15 protein-coding genes and 5 pseudogenes are annotated in these 17,553 nt (G+C 37.2%); 12 read left to right on the top strand and 8 right to left on the bottom strand.

Annotated elements, in window-relative coordinates; all coding sequences use genetic code 11:
* The first annotated feature begins 1 nt into the window (after nucleotide 1).
* Both U8D43_RS11655 and U8D43_RS11660 read left to right on the top strand, forming a co-directional pair.
* Nucleotides 2-754 (top strand): ABC transporter ATP-binding protein, encoded by a 753-nt coding sequence (locus tag U8D43_RS11655; protein WP_335871349.1) that lies wholly within the window; start codon nucleotides 2-4, stop codon nucleotides 752-754.
* Nucleotides 741-1,550, top strand: a complete 810-nt coding sequence (locus U8D43_RS11660; RefSeq protein ID WP_335871350.1) for an ABC transporter permease — start codon at nucleotides 741-743, stop codon at nucleotides 1,548-1,550. The genes U8D43_RS11655 and U8D43_RS11660 overlap by 14 nt, the downstream gene beginning before the upstream one ends.
* On the opposite strand, the gene ytkD is transcribed toward U8D43_RS11660, so the two are convergent.
* Complete coding sequence (gene ytkD / locus U8D43_RS11665; protein WP_335871351.1) at nucleotides 1,545-2,030, bottom strand: RNA deprotection pyrophosphohydrolase; 486 nt, start codon at nucleotides 2,028-2,030, stop codon at nucleotides 1,545-1,547. The genes U8D43_RS11660 and ytkD overlap by 6 nt on opposite strands.
* Nucleotides 2,031-2,730: 700 nt before the next feature.
* Nucleotides 2,731-3,048: a hydrolase gene (locus tag U8D43_RS11670; protein WP_335871352.1), complete on the bottom strand. Its 318-nt coding sequence runs from the start codon at nucleotides 3,046-3,048 to the stop codon at nucleotides 2,731-2,733.
* Between the two features lie 535 nt (nucleotides 3,049-3,583).
* Between U8D43_RS11670 and U8D43_RS11675 the strand changes: the two genes are divergently transcribed.
* The 6 genes and pseudogenes from U8D43_RS11675 to U8D43_RS11700 all read left to right on the top strand — a co-directional run.
* Entirely contained in the window at nucleotides 3,584-3,931 is a 348-nt protein-coding gene (locus tag U8D43_RS11675; protein WP_335871353.1) for a DUF6154 family protein, read from the top strand.
* A gap of 476 nt (nucleotides 3,932-4,407) precedes the next feature.
* The gene (locus U8D43_RS11680) at nucleotides 4,408-4,545 is read left to right on the top strand and encodes a hypothetical protein (protein WP_335871354.1); all 138 of its coding nucleotides are present in this window, start codon (nucleotides 4,408-4,410) and stop codon (nucleotides 4,543-4,545) included.
* A gap of 19 nt (nucleotides 4,546-4,564) precedes the next feature.
* Nucleotides 4,565-4,924: a transposase gene (locus U8D43_RS11685; RefSeq protein ID WP_335871355.1), complete on the top strand. Its 360-nt coding sequence runs from the start codon at nucleotides 4,565-4,567 to the stop codon at nucleotides 4,922-4,924.
* Entirely contained in the window at nucleotides 4,921-5,043 is a 123-nt protein-coding gene (locus tag U8D43_RS11690) for a hypothetical protein (protein ID WP_335871356.1), read from the top strand. The genes U8D43_RS11685 and U8D43_RS11690 overlap by 4 nt, the downstream gene beginning before the upstream one ends.
* A gap of 307 nt (nucleotides 5,044-5,350) precedes the next feature.
* Nucleotides 5,351-5,962: pseudogene (locus tag U8D43_RS11695) on the top strand (transposase); the annotation flags it as partial.
* 158 nt (nucleotides 5,963-6,120) lie between these two features.
* Nucleotides 6,121-6,738 (top strand): annotated as a pseudogene (locus tag U8D43_RS11700) (IS110 family RNA-guided transposase); the annotation flags it as partial.
* A gap of 427 nt (nucleotides 6,739-7,165) precedes the next feature.
* On the opposite strand, the gene U8D43_RS11705 reads toward U8D43_RS11700, so the two are convergent.
* The 3 genes and pseudogenes from U8D43_RS11705 to U8D43_RS11715 form a co-directional block, all read right to left on the bottom strand.
* On the bottom strand, nucleotides 7,166-7,834 hold the full coding sequence (locus U8D43_RS11705; protein WP_335871357.1) for a DNA alkylation repair protein: 669 nt from the start codon (nucleotides 7,832-7,834) through the stop codon (nucleotides 7,166-7,168).
* A gap of 456 nt (nucleotides 7,835-8,290) precedes the next feature.
* Nucleotides 8,291-8,576, bottom strand: a pseudogene (locus U8D43_RS11710) (hypothetical protein).
* Nucleotides 8,577-9,321: 745 nt separating this feature from the next.
* Entirely contained in the window at nucleotides 9,322-9,762 is a 441-nt protein-coding gene (locus U8D43_RS11715) for a Dps family protein (RefSeq protein WP_335871358.1), read from the bottom strand.
* Nucleotides 9,763-9,910: 148 nt separating this feature from the next.
* On the opposite strand from U8D43_RS11715, the gene ytzI reads away from it, so the two are divergent.
* On the top strand, nucleotides 9,911-10,090 hold the full coding sequence (gene ytzI / locus U8D43_RS11720; protein ID WP_335871359.1) for a YtzI protein: 180 nt from the start codon (nucleotides 9,911-9,913) through the stop codon (nucleotides 10,088-10,090).
* 811 nt (nucleotides 10,091-10,901) lie between these two features.
* On the opposite strand, the gene U8D43_RS11725 is transcribed toward ytzI, so the two are convergent.
* Nucleotides 10,902-11,375: an S-ribosylhomocysteine lyase gene (locus U8D43_RS11725; RefSeq protein ID WP_335871360.1), complete on the bottom strand. Its 474-nt coding sequence runs from the start codon at nucleotides 11,373-11,375 to the stop codon at nucleotides 10,902-10,904.
* Nucleotides 11,376-11,532: 157 nt separating this feature from the next.
* Here U8D43_RS11725 and yidD point away from each other — a divergent pair, with 157 nt between their 5' ends.
* The 3 genes and pseudogenes from yidD to U8D43_RS11740 all read left to right on the top strand — a co-directional run.
* Nucleotides 11,533-11,769 carry a membrane protein insertion efficiency factor YidD gene (gene yidD / locus U8D43_RS11730; protein ID WP_335871361.1) on the top strand — a complete coding sequence of 79 codons (237 nt, stop codon included), beginning with the start codon at nucleotides 11,533-11,535 and terminating at the stop codon, nucleotides 11,767-11,769.
* Between the two features lie 124 nt (nucleotides 11,770-11,893).
* Nucleotides 11,894-12,896: pseudogene (locus tag U8D43_RS11735) on the top strand (cytochrome ubiquinol oxidase subunit I).
* 205 nt (nucleotides 12,897-13,101) lie between these two features.
* Nucleotides 13,102-13,841: pseudogene (locus U8D43_RS11740) on the top strand (cytochrome d ubiquinol oxidase subunit II); the annotation flags it as partial.
* 441 nt (nucleotides 13,842-14,282) lie between these two features.
* Here the strand turns inward: U8D43_RS11740 and menC are convergent.
* Both menC and U8D43_RS11750 read right to left on the bottom strand, forming a co-directional pair.
* Complete coding sequence (menC, locus tag U8D43_RS11745; protein WP_335871362.1) at nucleotides 14,283-15,395, bottom strand: o-succinylbenzoate synthase; 1,113 nt, start codon at nucleotides 15,393-15,395, stop codon at nucleotides 14,283-14,285.
* Nucleotides 15,395-16,840, bottom strand: coding sequence for an o-succinylbenzoate--CoA ligase (locus U8D43_RS11750; protein WP_335871363.1), 1,446 nt, complete (start codon nucleotides 16,838-16,840; stop codon nucleotides 15,395-15,397). The genes menC and U8D43_RS11750 overlap by 1 nt, the downstream gene beginning before the upstream one ends.
* Between the last annotated feature and the right edge of the window lie 713 nt (nucleotides 16,841-17,553).

Below are 17,553 nucleotides of genomic sequence, written 5' to 3' on the forward strand. Positions count from 1 at the left end.
GATGAACGTACTAGAACTTCATTCCATTTCACACCTCTATTTTACGACAAAATCCGTCGTAAATGCCTTAGAGGATGTTTCATTAACCGTCACCGAGGGTGAGTTCATATCATTGATTGGTCCGAGTGGGTGCGGGAAAACGACGCTTTTATCGATTATCGCCGGACTGTTAGAGCCTACTAGAGGAACAGTTTCCATTCCCGAAAACAACTCGATTGGTTATATGTTGCAACAAGATTATCTTTATCCTTGGAAAACAATTGAAGAAAATATTTTATTAGGACTAAAGATTGATCTACAACTTGATGAAAAACACAAAAAATATGCCCTCTCTCTCTTATCAGAAATGGGCTTGCAAGGAACAGAAAATCAGTTCCCTAGACAACTCTCAGGAGGGATGAGACAAAGAGCAGCTCTTGTTCGGACCTTAGCTCTCTCCCCTAAACTTCTTTTATTAGATGAACCTTTTTCAGCTCTTGATTATCAAACCAAACTAAAACTTGAAAATCTTGTCGTTCAAACATTAAAGCAACTGAATAAAAGTGCCGTTTTGGTGACACATGATATTAGTGAGGCAATTGCGATGAGTGATCGAATTCTCTTATTCTCACCAAGACCTGGGCGTTTGTATAAAGAATTTAACATTCCTACTGCCATTCGCGAATTGTCACCATTTGAAGCCAGGAATTCAGCAGACTTTTCTCTCCTTTTTGCAGAAGTATGGAAGGAGATGGAGAACATTGAAAAGCAATAGTAACCAAGAACACCTCCATTCTCAATATGTTCGATCCCAACAAAAAGAGAAACGTCATATTTTTTATACGCAAGTGACCATTTTCATTTTATTTTTTGCAAGTTGGCAACTTTTTAGCACCAATCACTGGATTGATCCCTTGCTTTTTAGCTCTCCAACCAAAATCTTCAACCTGTTTCTTGAAAAATTACTAAATGGATCTATTCTTATTCACATTGGGGTTACATTGACAGAAACCATCATCGGTTTTCTATTAGGAACATTAACCGGAACACTACTAGCAGCTCTCCTGTGGTGGTCACCGTTTTTGTCGAAAGTATCTGATCCTTATTTAGTCATCTTAAATGCAATGCCAAAAGTAGCATTAGGACCTATATTAATTGTGGCTTTAGGACCAGGATTTCTTTCGATCATTGCTATGGGGATGATCATTTCGGTTATCATTACGACTATTGTCGTTTACACTGCGTTCAGAGAAGTCGATGTCAACTATATTAAAGTACTCCAGACCTTTCATGCATCTCGAACACAAATTTTTAAAGAATGCGTTCTTCCAGCTTCTTTTCCAAGCATTATTTCCACATTAAAAGTGAATGTCGGCTTATCTTGGGTAGGAGTTATCGTTGGAGAGTTTCTTGTATCACAGAAAGGACTTGGCTACCTTATTATCTACGGATTCCAAGTCTTTAATTTTACCTTAGTTCTGCTGGCGTTGTTATTAATTGCCTTCTTCGCCACAATTATGTATAAATTTGTTGAAATGCTCCAACAAAAATTAATTAAAGACGACTTATAAGCTGCCTTCTGGGAGCTTTTTTTGTGCAAGAACTGATAATACTAATGGCAAAAGCTGATCTTTCATAATAAAGCTAAATTCTGATTTTTGCACTTGATCAAGAATATCCCCTGAAATAAGTACTGGACCCTTCGTCTCAAGGTAGGAATCTTTGTGTTCAAGGCGCACAATGTCCGCATAAAACACTCTTTTCACAAAAGGAGTGTCTTTATCGTGAACCAAATACTCTCCTAGCGGTACCAGATCTTGAATAATGCCACCAGTCTCCTCAAAAACTTCCCTTCTAGCTGCTTCTTCTATACTCTCTCCCTTTTCTACTTTCCCCCCAGGAAACTCTAATCCTCTTTTTTTATGTATAGTAAGAAGCCACTCCTGTCGATACCTTGCTAAGACAAATACATGTTGAGCCATTTTTGCAAAGGCATTGATCGATGGTGAGAACTGCACAAACTGTCCATTTTGATCCATAAACTGTTGCATAACATCCCTCCTCTTTCCTATTATACCGATTTTCGATCCTTATTTCTTTGGCTTTGTTTTTAATAATGGCTCTTTTCACTTACTTTGTTGCTGTAGCATACCAAAAAGGATGGGAACACCCTTTTCTTTCCTCATTTCGTGTTAAAAATGATGCAAAAAGATGCCCGAACTCATTCTTCATCACGATAGGGGAGGGCTTATTCGAAAAGCCACAATCTTTGCTGAAGGCTCTTTTCGTATACATTGTGGCTATTTCATCTGGTTTTTGATTAAATCACTGATTCCCATTAAAAATAGACGGATCTAGCTGCAGCGACTAGGGACTAGGGCATTTCGTAAATGATGCCCGAAGCAAAGCTATATCATCGTTTATAGACTAGTGCGAAAAGCAACAAACTTTGCGAAAACAGCCTTAATAATTGTATTGCAAACAGGCTTCCCGGGAATTCGTGTCCGAAAAGGTTCAACAATGGATTCACCAGGAAGATGATTTGCGTATTGGTTTGATTTTTCTAGTCTTTAAATCGAATAAATGAAGAATTTCTCCAAAATTTCATATACACTGCACAAATTATTGAATTTCTTCGTAGCAAAGGTCGATGAAGAAATCATCGACCTTTGCTTGCACTCCCTCGATATTGGGGTTATTGTTAGAGTTATAGTAGCAAATATTTTTCTTCCACCCCAATTACTGGAATAGTTAAGGTAAAATATTCATCTTGCCAATATGCTCTCTGGCTTCCTCATCACCTAATTCGTAAATCGTAGCATAAATCTGCTGGAGATTTTGATCATAAGCATCATTTTCTCGATCGTAATGATATTGAATATAAGGTACATGTGCTCGGAAAAAACTTTGCCAATCTGTTGAATAGTTAGAGTCAAACAAGTCTCTTAAGTAGGTGATTTCCTCGTCATTTGCTGAGATTTTAAACTCCCAAGGAGAGTCTGTTGAAGAACTAGAAATTTCTCCTGTGCTAATACCAATATAATAAGTTCTTTTATTTTCTGCCGACATTACTTCACCTCATTTAGTTATCTTTTCCCCTAGAAGGCGTATCTTTATTCTTAAAAATCATTAAAGATGCTGATCATTCTTCTTATTATTTGAGATAAGTACACCCGCTTGCCCTGCATTCTCTATGATTGATATCCATTTTTCATATTAATAATATTGGGTTGTATTACGAATAAAATCCGAATTAAATAATATAGTATCCAGTAAATAGACTATAGCTACAAAAAAATCAACCCCTGTTTTTTTGTCCTTGATCCAGTACAATTAGTAAGAACATCGCCAAAGGCAGTTGCGGCTTTTTTTCACTTGTGTAGTAGTGATAATAACAGCAAACCTCAATCAACATGATATATATTGATAAGAAAAGAAAAAACATTTGATGGTTAAGCACAAATATCCTTGTTTTATTTTTTCATTGGTATTTTTAAAAATATATTTCCGTCCCTGTCCTTCTTTTTTGTGTATCCTCATTTAATTGAATGAACGAAGGTTCTACATCCAACGGTTATTAAACATGAAACAGGGTACAAAATAAGTGAAGGTAAATCCATGTTTATGTATGCTATATCCTCTAATTGTTCTTGCTATTTCTCGTTCAACTGGTCAAACTATTAAGAAAGGCGGTGATATTGTGAAGCTAGTCGATGAATTATATGAATTATATCGTGGTAGAATTCGAGGGACTGAAGAGGATCTAGACATGATTACACTTACCGTATTAGAGCATTTATCAAGGGAAGAGTTATTGGAGATGATTCATGATATGGAGCATCACGAACTCGAATATTTCGTCCGTTTATACATATTTGAGTCCTTAAAACAGAAAATCATCAAAGAAGAGGATCAAGATATTTCTTCTTCTGAATACAGACATTTGCATTAAGTTCAAGTAGAACTTTAAACAAAAAAAAGCTTTCATGCTTTTGGCTGCTTAGAGGAAATGTTTTAAATAAAAATAACAAATAAGGCGTGCCTAGGCACGCCTTATTTGTTATTCGTTAGGGTCAATTTCCATTCACTTTCAGAGAATGAATGAAAAATACTACACCTATATTTTACCAAACAGCTACATGAATTAAAATAGGTACAAAGCACACTTTTACATTAACGATCTTCTCATGTTGCCTTGGAATAAAGTTTGAACAAACACGTCTCACAAATCTTAATATTATCCCTAACAAAAAGAAGCCATTTTTGAATAAAAATTGATCAAAATCACTTCTTTTCCTGTAGGTCAAATGTTTATTTTTATAAGGCTGTTTTCGCAAAGTTTGTGGCTTTTCGAATCCCCCCTCTGTTAAGATAGATGTCGCGCGTAACTTTAGTGTTAAACTATAGTAAATACGGAGGTTGATCGACATGGCAGAGAAAATAGGAAAACGATATCCCCAAGAAATAAAAGAGGCCATTATAAAAAGAATGATGCCACCAAATAACGAGGCGATCAGTCGAATTAGTGAGGAAGTAGGCATTACAGAAGCTACGCTATATATATAAATGGAGGAGAGAAGCCCCGGTGAACGGGAAGGCAACTCCAGGTGGTGGTCACGGGCCAGAAGAATGGAAGAGGGAAGATAAGTTTCTAATCGTAATGGAGACGTATTCTATGAATCAGGCAGAATTAGCCGAGTACTGCCGTAAAAAAGGACTATATAAAGAACAAATTGAAGCATGGCGTGATACTTGTCTTCAAGCAAATGGTCAGGAAACAAACCAAAAGAAGCAGTTAAGTCATGAATTAAAAGAAGAAAAGAAACGAGCCAAGACATTAGAAAAAGATTTGCAGAAAAAAGAGAAAGCATTGGCAGAAGCAGCCGCCCTATTACTATTAAGAAAAAAGAAACAAGCGATCTGGGGGGACCAAGGGGACGAATGATCAGCCCGTCAGATCGAGCGCTAGCAGTAGAACTCATCCAAGAAACTAACCAAAACGGTGCGCGATTAGCCCTTGCGTGTAAAGAACTAAATATTAGTGTACGCACCTATGAACGCTGAGTTTCAGCAGGTGGCATTAAAGAAGATCAGCGTCCCCTTGCCTTACGCCCAGATCCTAAAAATAAGCTGACAAAAGAGGAAAAGAAGAAATCGTAGAGATTGTGAAAAAGAGGAATTCGCTGATTTAGCACCCAGTCAAATTGTGCCGAAATTAGCTGATCAAAGGATTTATATTGCCTCTGAATCTAGCTTTTATCGAATCCTTCGTGAAAAACGTATGCAGAACCATCGGGGAAGAAGTAAAAGACTTGTACGTAGATTACCGGAAAGTCACTTAGCATCCGCCCCAAATTAGGTTTGGACATGGGATATTACCTGGTTAAAGGGCCCGGTAAAAGGGATGTTCTACCGTCTCTATATGATAATCGATTTATTTAGTAGAAAGATCGTTGGCTGGGAGATTGGGGAAACAGAAGAAGCCAAATATGCAGAAGAATTAATGAAGAAGACGGTAATAAATGAGAGAATCCAAGGAAAGCCATTGGTCCTCCATTCCGATGATGGAAATCCCATGAAAGCAGCAACATTCCAAGTACTACTAGAAAAAATGGGGGTTCAAAGCTCCTATCCTAGACCAAGAGTGAGCAACGATCATCCCTATTCCGAGGCGATGTTTCGATCATTAAAGTATCGTCAAGATTACCGGTTTAAAGGGTTTGGAACGCTTGATAAAGCTCGAGAATGGGGAATTAAATTTGTTCATTGGTATAATTCGGTGCATTTGCATAGTGGCATCAATTTTGTGACGCCTGAGCAGTGTCATACAGGAGCTTATGTAGAGATTCTTCAACAGCGAAAAGAAGTATATGAGCAAGCGAAACAAAAACATCCTGAACGTTGGACAAGATCGACAAGGAACTGGAACCCACACGAGCCTGTGGCTTTGAATCCAATGAAAGAAGGAAAAGAAACCGAATAAAGCACAACCGATTAATAGAGTGCTGGAATCACCTTCACCTTCTCAAAATAGAACAGAGAAAGGCTCTGTTCTATTTCGAGAAGGCCAGCAAGCGAAGCACGGTAGAAGCACTTTACACTGACACTAAAAAACTAGGGAAATGCGACAACTATCTTGACAAACACCGCTCTAAGAGATGGGCAGAAGAAAAAGCTCGAGATCTAAAACAAGCTGCAGCTCGGAAGCCATTCAAGAAGACACTCTATCAAAGTCATTTAATGAGTCTTAGTATGTATATTGATATGCTTCTTCAATACAAAGAGCATCTATCCAGGTTGGAGTCAGAGATAGACACTCTCGCAAAAGAAGTTGAAGAATATAAGATTATCCAATCTATCCCTGGTATCGGAGAAAAAATCGCGGCAACGATTATTTCTGAAATTGGTGAGATAGACCGGTTTAATCACCCTAAAAAACTTGTAGCATTCGCTGGGATTGATCCAGAAGTGTTTGAATCAGGTAAGTTCAAAGCTACTCTTGTTCGAATTACAAAACGTGGTTCAAGTAGATTAAGGCTCGCCTTATATATGGCTGTTCGCTCTGGTATTCTTGACTGTCGTAAACAAAAAACAACAGATGAAATCATCCCTAGAAACAAGAGATTTAGAGCGTTTTACGATAAGTAGCGTGAAGAAGGCAAACTTTATTAAGTAGCCGTCATTGCTTGCGTAAATAAACTCTTATACTGGATCTATGCCATATTAAAAAACAAAACTACTTTCCAAGGTATAGCCTAATTAAGATTTACATCTAAAAAAGACAAAACCTTCCAAGCATAAGAAAGTGGAAGGTTATTTGGCCTGCTCATTTTTAGTATAACATGAGTTATTTTAAGTTTTTATTGAAAAATGTTGACAAACTATTAGCTGGTTTAATTGAAGAAGGTCAATCACCATTTTTGTGGAAATCGACTTTCTTTATTTTCTGCTGAACAGTATGGTGGTACTGCGCAGCTGGAAAGTTGTTCTTCTTAAAGATATGCTCCCTACAGATCAAAAAGAGATAGTGGGTTAATCCTTCACATCTTCCTTGCATATTTCACTAACTAGCTGCCAAAATGCGATGTTTTCTTTATTTTTCGGTCCAAGCCTATTACAATTTTCATATTGAGGCTTGGAATTCCTTTATTTTTGCATTAAACCCTAATAAATTTTTCAGAGGTAACTAATGATTATGTCGTTTGTTAACTTCAATCGTAATGAACTTCGGCAAATAGCTCGGAGTACACCCTTTTGCTACTATTTCATCTTTGTAAAGACCAGTTTTCTCACCAAGTTTAATACAACGAGCATGATTCTTTTCATCATAAACGCCTATCCAGCCTGCGGTGAAATTCATAGCCCATTGAACTTCCGGTTCTTCCTGCGTAATATTAGCTTCTAATGCAGATAGCAAGTCTGCGGTGTTATCAGGCGGTGTTTGTCCAGTCCATCTCAATCGCCCTTGATAATACCAGAAAGCTCGCCTTTGTAGAGCAGAAGGGCTATTTTCCCATGACTCCATCAATGCAATTTTCTTCTTGTCTTTGGTGAGCTGATTAGCCATTAACCAATCCATTAAGTTATTCCGCTCATCAAAAGTGTGGGTCTGCATATCCTTATCAAGCTTATTTAGCACATCTTGTGAAAGAAGTTTTTTGTCCATAATTAAGATTGCTAATAGTCTGAGCAAAAACTCTTCGGTTGACCAAAGTTCCATAGCTAGTTCGTGATCTTTTTTAATGTCCTTTGCGATTTTTCGTAAGTCGCCTAGCTTTGTTTTACTATTGATCTGAGGTAGAATGTTTTCTGCTTTTGAAGAACGTTTTATTTCTGTATCTTTTTTTTCATCCATTTTACACAACTCCTTTATTAAAGCACTGTTTCATAAATGTCCTTGACGGGATAGATCAAAAACTTAATTTCGTTATAAGTCTTATTGCAGTGGTGTGCCTCCAAAGTTTACCTTATTTCATATTGTAGCATATATCGGATTAAAGCTTTCTCTACCTATAATAGAAGAGCAACCAGCTTTAATATAATAATAACTTTTACTTCCTTTTAATTGGATACGAAAAACTCGGTGGCAGCGCTCACGTCACGTCGCCACCGCCTATCATAAAAAAAGTAATTTCAACCCCAATAATGATATAAACCCGATATGTTTGGAGCAAACTTACTAATTTGGCGATGCCTAAATATGCCTTTTCTCATACAAAAAGCATTCCTTTTTAAAGAAACGCACCCGTTAGTTATACATAAAGACTTACACATTAATTGCAGATTATATAAATGATGTGACAACAAGTAATCATTTCTTACCTTTTAGTTCTAAAAATATAGGTGCTATATTTATTAAGATAGAAACAATTGTCAAAAACCCTAATGCCCTTTCCATACCAGGTACTACATCCCCTATAGCTGACCAATCTTCCACTATTACCCACCGAGATACAAGACTATATGCTGAACAAAGTGTTAATGCTGTAAATGATAGTCCTATCGCCATAGCAAGCTTATAATCCTTTCCTGCTTTATACATATTAAAGATTTATAAAAGTTGCTACTATTGCAATAACCCCAAATATTATAAACATTACTAACCTCCATATGTTTTTATTTTTGGCGTGCAATAATACTAATGTGAATCATCTCAATTTTTTGCATTACTTTTTTATTAGACATTAATACGTCAAATCTTATTTTATAGTAAATGCCCTTCCTTTTGTGATTTTTTATTGAACAAACCTACTTCGTTAGCTTAAGTACATTGTTTCACAAATTCACCTAAAATCATCATATTTATTGCTCAGTAATGGTCTACTTTGTAATAAAGAGTTGTTCCACTAAATGCCCCTTTTCTTGAATAACTATATTGTCATTCAGATTTTCTATCCCAAATTATAAAAACCCCTTTGGATATATATCCAAAGGGTAAAACGTCGTATCTTTTTTACAAGCATCGCGACTTTCTTCAAAACATCGCATTTTTTTATAAACATCGTGGCTTTATTTCAAATCTACATCTCGAATAGTTTGTGACAATTGAAACAAAGAATAGGGACTACACCTATTTTCATCAATAATTGGCTATTTAATGATAGGAAAAATGCTCAAAATCTTCTTTATCCTGATTTACAGAAGAATAAGAATACAGCCTTTTGTATACATGGTTGCTATTGAAGTAATCATTTTGATGAGTCTTTAGTTTTCGAAAAGATTACTTACACATAATTACTAATGGATGACCAGGAATCATCCTATCTCCGAGTTCACAGTCGCTTACGAAAAAAACTTCAAGAAAAAGGCCAAACCGGTTATGTTTGACCTTTTCCTCCCTTCCTATTTACCTAAAAATGAATTTAACATCCATACATGTTTCTCTAACCCTTGGTGAATCGAAAGCAACATATCACCAGTGGTCTCATCGCCGACTTCATCCGCTACCTTCATACCTTCTTTTAACTCATCAATTAATGTTCTAAAATCTTCAACTAAAATTTCGACCATCTGATCAGAGCTTTCATTTCCTTTTGCCTCTTTAATTGATGCCCACTCTAAACTTTCTTTCATAGTCGCAACTGGCTTTCCTTCAAGTGCAAGTAACCGCTCTGCTAGTTCATCAATATGCGTATCTGCCTCATTGTAAAACTCTTCGAATTTCTCATGGAGAGCAAAGAATTGATGTCCTTTCACATACCAATGGAAGTTATGTAATTTTGTATAAAGCACCGTCCAGTTAGCTACTTGCTTATTCACACTATTCATTAATTTTTCAGACATACCTTTATCAGCTCCTCACTATAACTTTTACCCGCTTATCAGAATTTTAAACAAAAATATGATAAACTTATTGAAAAAAGTAAACAAGAGTTTAATTTCTCGTATTCGCAAATTTCTCTCTCTATTTAATTAATTTAAGGAGGATATTATGGTTTATACATTAGTCATTATCATTTCTATTGTCATCATTCTCTTAGTGATTGGGATCAGTGCCTTGACCACTAGCAAGGCCTATTCCTATAAACATACGATTGATCCTGTCCAAGAAAATTCCTATGACAAGAATGCAGAGCATGACTCAAATAACGCAGACAAACAGACGAAATAAACTGGTCTCGTAGCACTCAACCTAATGCCACCAAAGAATCACTTGATAAGCTATAGCGAGGAATTAAGCCAGAAATAATGAGGTAAACATGGATTAGACTTAAAAAAATGATCATCAGTATGACGAAACGTTGAACGAAAGAATCCAATTTTATTAAAGGCATTTTGTGAATACATTATGGGTATTTCATCTAATTTTTGATTGAACCCTCTATTTCACTTTTGATTTCTATCAAAAGTAAACGAAAAAATCCCGCGAAACAAAACATTTCAAATCTTGATTTCACATAACGATAAATCGGTAGAATCACAGTATTCTATTTTGGAGGTTACGACACTTGTATTACATCCTTTCAATTGAAGGAAAACAGAAGCATCTTGGTGATATCCTTCTTATTGATGGCAAGTGCAAACACAAAAAAGAACTTGGATGATATTCCAAGTTCTTTTTTGTGACTTAAATGCAACTTTAACTCCTATTTAACAACAGACAAAATCGGAATTATTAGATTTGGTCTTCTATCCAAATATATCAAAATAGGTAAACTTATTGGTTAAAAAAAGAACTAACAGGCTTATGTTAACAGGGTTTTGTCCGTATATATTGTTTCTATTTAGTCAAATTTGAGATGGAATCCTCCATTTTTCTGGTAATTCACATCAAAAACAGACGAAAAGAGCCTAGAAACAAGGCTCTATCACCGTATACTGACAGGTTCGAAAAGCAACAAACTTTGCGAAAACAGCCTTACCTAAAGAAGTCCGACTCCTGTCCTTTTAACGGCTTATTCACTGCTGTGAAAAAAATTTCATTAGGCAAACACTTGCGTTAATTTTGCTTTACTTTGAGAGAGCCAGAAATTCATTAATCTTTTGGCTCCGTCCAAATCATGAAGCTTGGCTTGACCACATTGCTTTTCATTTGCAGCGGGAATTTCTGTAATTTCAACCGCTTCTTTCAATGTATTTTCAAGTAAGTCAATGACTTCCTCAACCGTAGGACTCCCGCTCACGACTAGGTAAAATCCAGTTTGACATCCCATAGGCGAAATATCGATAATATCAAAATGATCAAATTCATCAGCATATTTTCGGATATTAAAGGCTAGCAAATGTTCCAAAGTATGGATTGCATCTGGCTTCATTGCTTGTTTATTTGGCTGGCAAAACCGAATATCAAATTTATTTACAACTCCATCTGATCCAATGTGATGTACTCCGCAGTGACGTACAAAGGGTGCTTTCACCGCATTGTGGTCAAGTTCAAAACTTTCAACTGAAGGCATATTCCTCACTCCTTTTATTTTGTTTACCTCATATAGCTATTGTAACTTAAATCCCGAGTAAATTCATCGAATTAATACATTTTAATTATTAAACATTGTTTTTCTGTTAAAAGTGTATTCATGATATAGTAAAAGAAACCCTTGAAGGAGCCTCCAAATGAAAAAAATCATGATTTTATTCATCAAAATATATCAAAAAGTCATCTCCCCCTTAAAGCCGCCTACATGTCGTTATTATCCAACTTGTTCACATTATGGTCTAGAAGCCATCAATCGGTTTGGTCCCTTAAAGGGTGGTTGGCTAACGGTGAAACGTATTAGCCGCTGCCATCCTTTTCACCCCGGCGGAATCGACCCTGTTCCGGAGGCCAATCAATCGCCTTCAAAAAAATAACATTTGCAAAATGTCTCCTATTTTTATAGGAGGCATTTTTTGGATGTGAATGAAAAAAATGCATATTAGATATCATTCTGTAAACACTATCCGAGGATGAAAGACTTGGAAAAGGGGAACGGATATGGAAGATTTAGTACTGGCAAGATCCTTGTTCAGAACGACGATGGGATTTCATATTATATTATCTTTGCTACGTTAGGAGTAGACATACCACTGATTGTGCTTATTGCTGAGTTATTGTTTCAAAAAACAAATGATCGAGATTACGCGCTGATGGGAAAAAGGTGGACAAAAACCTTTGCCGTATTACTTGGGGTGGGTATACCAACCGGCACAATAGCAGGTGTACAGCTCTCACTACTTTGACCTGGTTTCATGGAAGTAATTGGTCGGGTAATCGCCCTTCCTTTTCAAATTGAAATCTATGCGTTTTCGTAGAGGGCTTATTTATGTCCATTTATGTCTACGCTGCTGACCGGATTCGTCCTTGGATGAGAATATTAAGTGTTAGTCTAGTTGCGTTTGGAGCGATGGCCTCTGCGGTATTAATTACGAATCTTCATGCATTCGAAGGAACTCCTGCTGACTTTAGGATGGAGAACGGAACCATTGTGGATGTTGACCCTTGGGCTGCTTTTTTCAACCTTAGCTTTTTCGTTACAGCTGGACACGTAGCTTTGTCTGAGTATATGACTGGAGCCTTTGTGATTGCTTCTGTTGCTGCATATAAAATGCTAAAAGAGCCATTCGGCACAAAAGTCTACCATTTTCACAAAATAGGTTCTTTTCTGATTTTACTTTCTCTACTTGCCTTTGTATGGAATAAGTTTTTTAAGAAAGATTCCTTCCCAAAGTGGCTTATGTGGTTATTCTTCACAAGTGGTCCACTTTCCTTGCTTGGCATTGAATTTGGCTGGATATTCGCTTGTACAGGTAGACAACCTTGGACAATTTATCGCATGCTCAGTACTGAAGATTCGATTACAACTACTGGAAACTTAGGCATATTATTTATTTTGTTTGTACTGGTTTATATTATCTTGGGCTTAGCGGTTGTGTTGGTGCTTCTTTATTATTGGCTCTTTTCGTATACATTGTGGCTATTTCATCTGATTTTTGATTAAATCACTCATTTCACTGTTGATTACCATTAAAAATAGACGAAATGATGCCCGAAACAAAGCTATCTTAACGTTTATAGACCGGTGCGAAAAGCAACAAACTTTGCGAAAACAGCCTTATTATTTTAAACGTCATACTGTTGCGGACGATTTGGCCAATGACACTAGAGGGAATGTGGAGCTACATACTTGATAAGGAGGTGTCGATATGTCTGATGCATTGATCGCTATCACGGTACTCTGGGGTTTGTGTTCATTTATGCTGTTATGGCTACTATGGACTTTGGAGCAGGTTTTTGGTCGATGATCTACATCAATCGAGAAAAAACAAATGCAACCAACATCGCTAATCGCTATCTTTCTCCTACATGGGGAGTCACCAATACATTTATTGTTTCGATTGTTGTTGCCATTTACAGTTTTCTCCTTGGTGCTGGGTATACTTTAGGGACGGTCTTGTTAATACCAGGATCACTCATTTTAATTTTGTTAGCCCTGCGTAGTGCCTTCATGGTTTTTTCTCATATTGCCGATGATTATAAGTTGATACTTACCTATATCTCTGGAATATCTGGGATTTTAATTCCCGGACTACTAATTAGTGTATTACCCGTATCGCATGGAACCTTTGTTGATTTCGAATAAGGGCAGACATTAAACTTAGGAGCTTTGTTTACTAGTCCAAATGAATATATGTTTATCGGATTCGCTATCTCGTCAACTTTATTTTTATCCTCCTTGCATCTAGCTGACTATTCAAAAGCAAGTGATGAGCTTGAGGCATATTATGTTTATCGTCGAGATGCATTGATTACAGGTCCTATTTCCTTAGTAATGGCTTTTTTGATCATGATAACGCTAAAATCTGAAGCGAATTGGCTGTTTGAGAACATGCTCAATGATTTGCCATTATTGCTCATTTCTTTATTATTCTTTCTTGTCGCTGGAGGCATTCGGATATGGCTATGCACCTGAAAAATATGTCTCCGCTCTCCTTTAGTATAAGTTATAGCATTTCAACTTAACTATCGATGAAATCCTTCATCCTCAGTATTGAATACATTCAAAAATATATGCGATTAGCCGTCTGATACTAAACATTATAAATATAAAAAGTGCATGCCTGCAGATGACACTCATAAGACGGGGACTGGTGCTAGACACCAAAACCATGTCTAAAAATTTAACCTTTCACACTTTTCAACAAGGCTCTATTCATATATATTGTTACTTTTTCATCTAATTCTAGATGGAATCCTCCAATTAGATGTTACTTTCAGAAAAAAAAGACGAGAAGCTGCCCCAAAACAAAGCTATATCGTAGTTTATCGATTAGTACGAAAACACCCTTCACAAAACAACCCTCTATGTTATTAAATCCAGCTCGACTTAAGATGAAAAATAAATCTCTTCTTTATGCGTTGTAACTTCTCCCATTCGTTTCTGATTTAATTTGATTCCTATGCCCGGTTGGTTCATTAAATTTACATAGCCATTCTTTACTACAACCTCCGGGAGAACAATATCTTCTTCCCAATACCGTGATGAAGAAGAAATATCTCCGGGGATGATAAATCCTGGAAGTGATGACAAGGCCAGATTATGAGCACGAGACACACCAAATTCCAACATCCCTCCGCACCATACACCTAGTTGATGTTGAAGGCAGAAATCATGAATGGCAATAGCTTCTGATAATCCACCTACTCGACCAATTTTCAGATTTATGACCGAACAGCTGTCTAGATTATGAGCATCTTGAACATCTTTGATGGTTCCTATGCTTTCATCTAAACAGATCGGTGTTTGTAAATATTGTTGCAATTTTGCATGATCAACCAAATCTTCTACATCCAGGGGTTGCTCAATCATCAGTAACTCCAGTTCATCTAATTTTTGTAGTGACTTTATATCTGCTAACGTGTAAGAAGAATTCGCATCTGCCATAATATCCAGTTTTGGAAATTTTTCTCTGATTTTTTTTAACACATTGTAATCCCTACCAGGAGCGATTTTCACCTTTATTCTTGTATATCCTTCGTGAATATACTCTTCAATTTGAGTAATTGCCATGTCTACCGAAGAAGTGCCTATAACCACTCCAGCAGGAATAGGCTTATTTTCGCCTCCAATAATCTTCCATAATGGTTGATTTTGTTGTTTAGCAAACAAATCCCAAATGGCTGTTTCAAGCGCTGCTTTAGCCATCCGATTTCTTCGCACAGAAGCAAAAATAGATCTTACTTCTCCCGGATGACTCCATGAATATTGTTGAAGTAAAGGAATTAAACTTTTAGTTATCATGTGGTAGCAGGTTGAAATGGTTTCTTCAGTATACCAAGGAGTAGAAAAAGCCACGCACTCCCCGTAACCGACTAATCCGTCCTCATCAATCACTTCAACAATGATTCCCTTACGATTTGAAACTACCTCAAGAGCCGTTTCAAAGGGAGTTTTTAGATTCATTTCAATAACATGTAGCCGTATGCAGTTGAGTTTCATCATCTTCTCTCCCATAGGGCTCTCAGCTCATTTCTTACTAATTTATTTGCTGCATTACGTGGCAATTCTTTTACAATACTAATACCATGCGGAACTTTATATTTTGCTAGCCGTTCTTCACACCATCGTAATAGCTCCTCTTCCCCTACTACTTGTCTTACCGTAATATATGCGTAAGGTACTTGTCCCCATTTGTCGTTAGGTATTTTCGTCACGCCTGCTTCTATCACTGCTTCGTGAGCTTGAAGAACACTTTCCACTTCAGCAGGATAAATATTCTCACCACCTGAAATTATTAAATCTGATCGACGATCAACCACGAATAAAAAACCTTCTTCATCGAGATAGCCAATATCCCCAGTCAACAGCCACCCCTCTCGAAAGGCATCTTGTGTTGCTTCTAAGCGGCGATAATAGCCTGAACTAATATTAGGTCCCTTTACAGCGATTTCTCCTTCTCCTTGTTCATTTGGATCAAGAATGGTTAACTGACATGGAAATAGTGCTTTCCCTGCTGAACCAAGTTTCGTTAAACTATATTCAGGTGGCAAGGTAACCACTTGAGAACAGGTCTCGGTCATTCCATAAGTTTGAAAAACAGGAATATCAGCTTTCATGCATTTTTGAAGCAGTAAAAGTGAGGCAGGTCCTCCTCCTAATAGAAAACAACGAAACCGTGGATGATATTTTCGATTTCCTAAGTCCTCCAGCAATCGTAAGGTCATCGTGGCAACAACCGAAATAATCGTACCGTTCCCTGCTTCTATATCCAGATTTATCTCTTTAGCATTAAATTCCCGGTAAATTTTCATCGGTATCCCATAGATGACACTTCTCATGAGTATCGAAAACCCACTAATGTGAAAAAGTGGCACAGCGCAAAGCCAGCAATCGTTCTCGTCTAGTCCGAGGTTTAACACAGATCCCATCGCACTCCACCAATGATTTTGATAAGATTGGAGAACCCCCTTCGGTTTACCCGTTGTTCCAGAAGTAAACATGATTGAACAAATGTCCTCTAAGATTAACTCTTTTTCAGGCTCAAATTCTTCTCCCTCGTTTGAGAAAAGATCGGTAATTGTATAAATGCTATCTTTATTGATAAAGGAACAGCGGTTAGCAAAGGCTGCCTCCGTACAGATCACTTCAACATTTGCATCCCGTAGTTGAAATGACAACTCTTCTGCCGTTAACCGAGTATTGAGTAAAACACTCACGCACCCCAACTGTTGCAAACTATGTAGGAGGATTACCATTTTTTCGTCATTGCTTGACAATACTCCTACGTGATCGCCAGATTTCACCCCAAGCCGTCTTAGTCTTCCTGCAACTATTAATGATTGCGCGAATAATTCCTGAAAAGTATAATTTTTTTCAATGCCAAATAATCCAATACGATCAGGGGTAAGATGAGCTCTTTGTAACAATAAATTTGGAATATTCATCTGAATCCTTCTCCTTCGACTTTAGAAAAACGCAAGGCGTCCACTCATCGGCAATAAGCATAAGATGAGGACTCTTCTGGCGCGCTCTTGTCTCATGACAGGGCTTGGCTTATGACCTCTAGCCGAGAGCGCATGGAGCTAGACATTTATCTAACACCCAAAATTCACACTTTATTATCTTATAAAAAGGCTGTTTTCGCAAAGATTGTGGCTTTTCGAATATGAAGGAATCCCTTGACTTGTATGACTTCGTGCTCTTTTCCTAAGGCTCTTTTCGTATACATTGTGGTTATTTCATCTGATTTTTGATTAAATCGCCCATTTCACTGTGGATTTCCATCAAAAATAGACGAAATGATGCCCGAAACAAAGCTATATCACCGTTTACAGACTGGTTCGAAAAGCAACAAACTTTGCGAAAATAGCCTTTCCTAATGAAAAATTCTTCATTTCTAGATAAAAAGGAAGTAATCAATCGAAAAAAACAACTGCCTGTTTTTTCTTTGTGTCAAGAGCAACAAAGTATACGAAACCCCATGTCCTGTCAGACACCGCAATGAATGAAAATTGGGTCTAGCGGTTTAATGATGCATTAAACTGTTCATCCTGTTAATGCAGGTCTGAGGTCGCCTCTTTTTTGGTGGATAAAACCCCGTTTACGAAACCGATCTAGTACATTCATGAGTATCGCCTATTGTTGCCATGAGCACGTG

The organism is Bacillus sp. 2205SS5-2 (assembly GCF_037024155.1).
GTDB lineage: Bacteria > Bacillota > Bacilli > Bacillales > Bacillaceae_K > Bacillus_CI.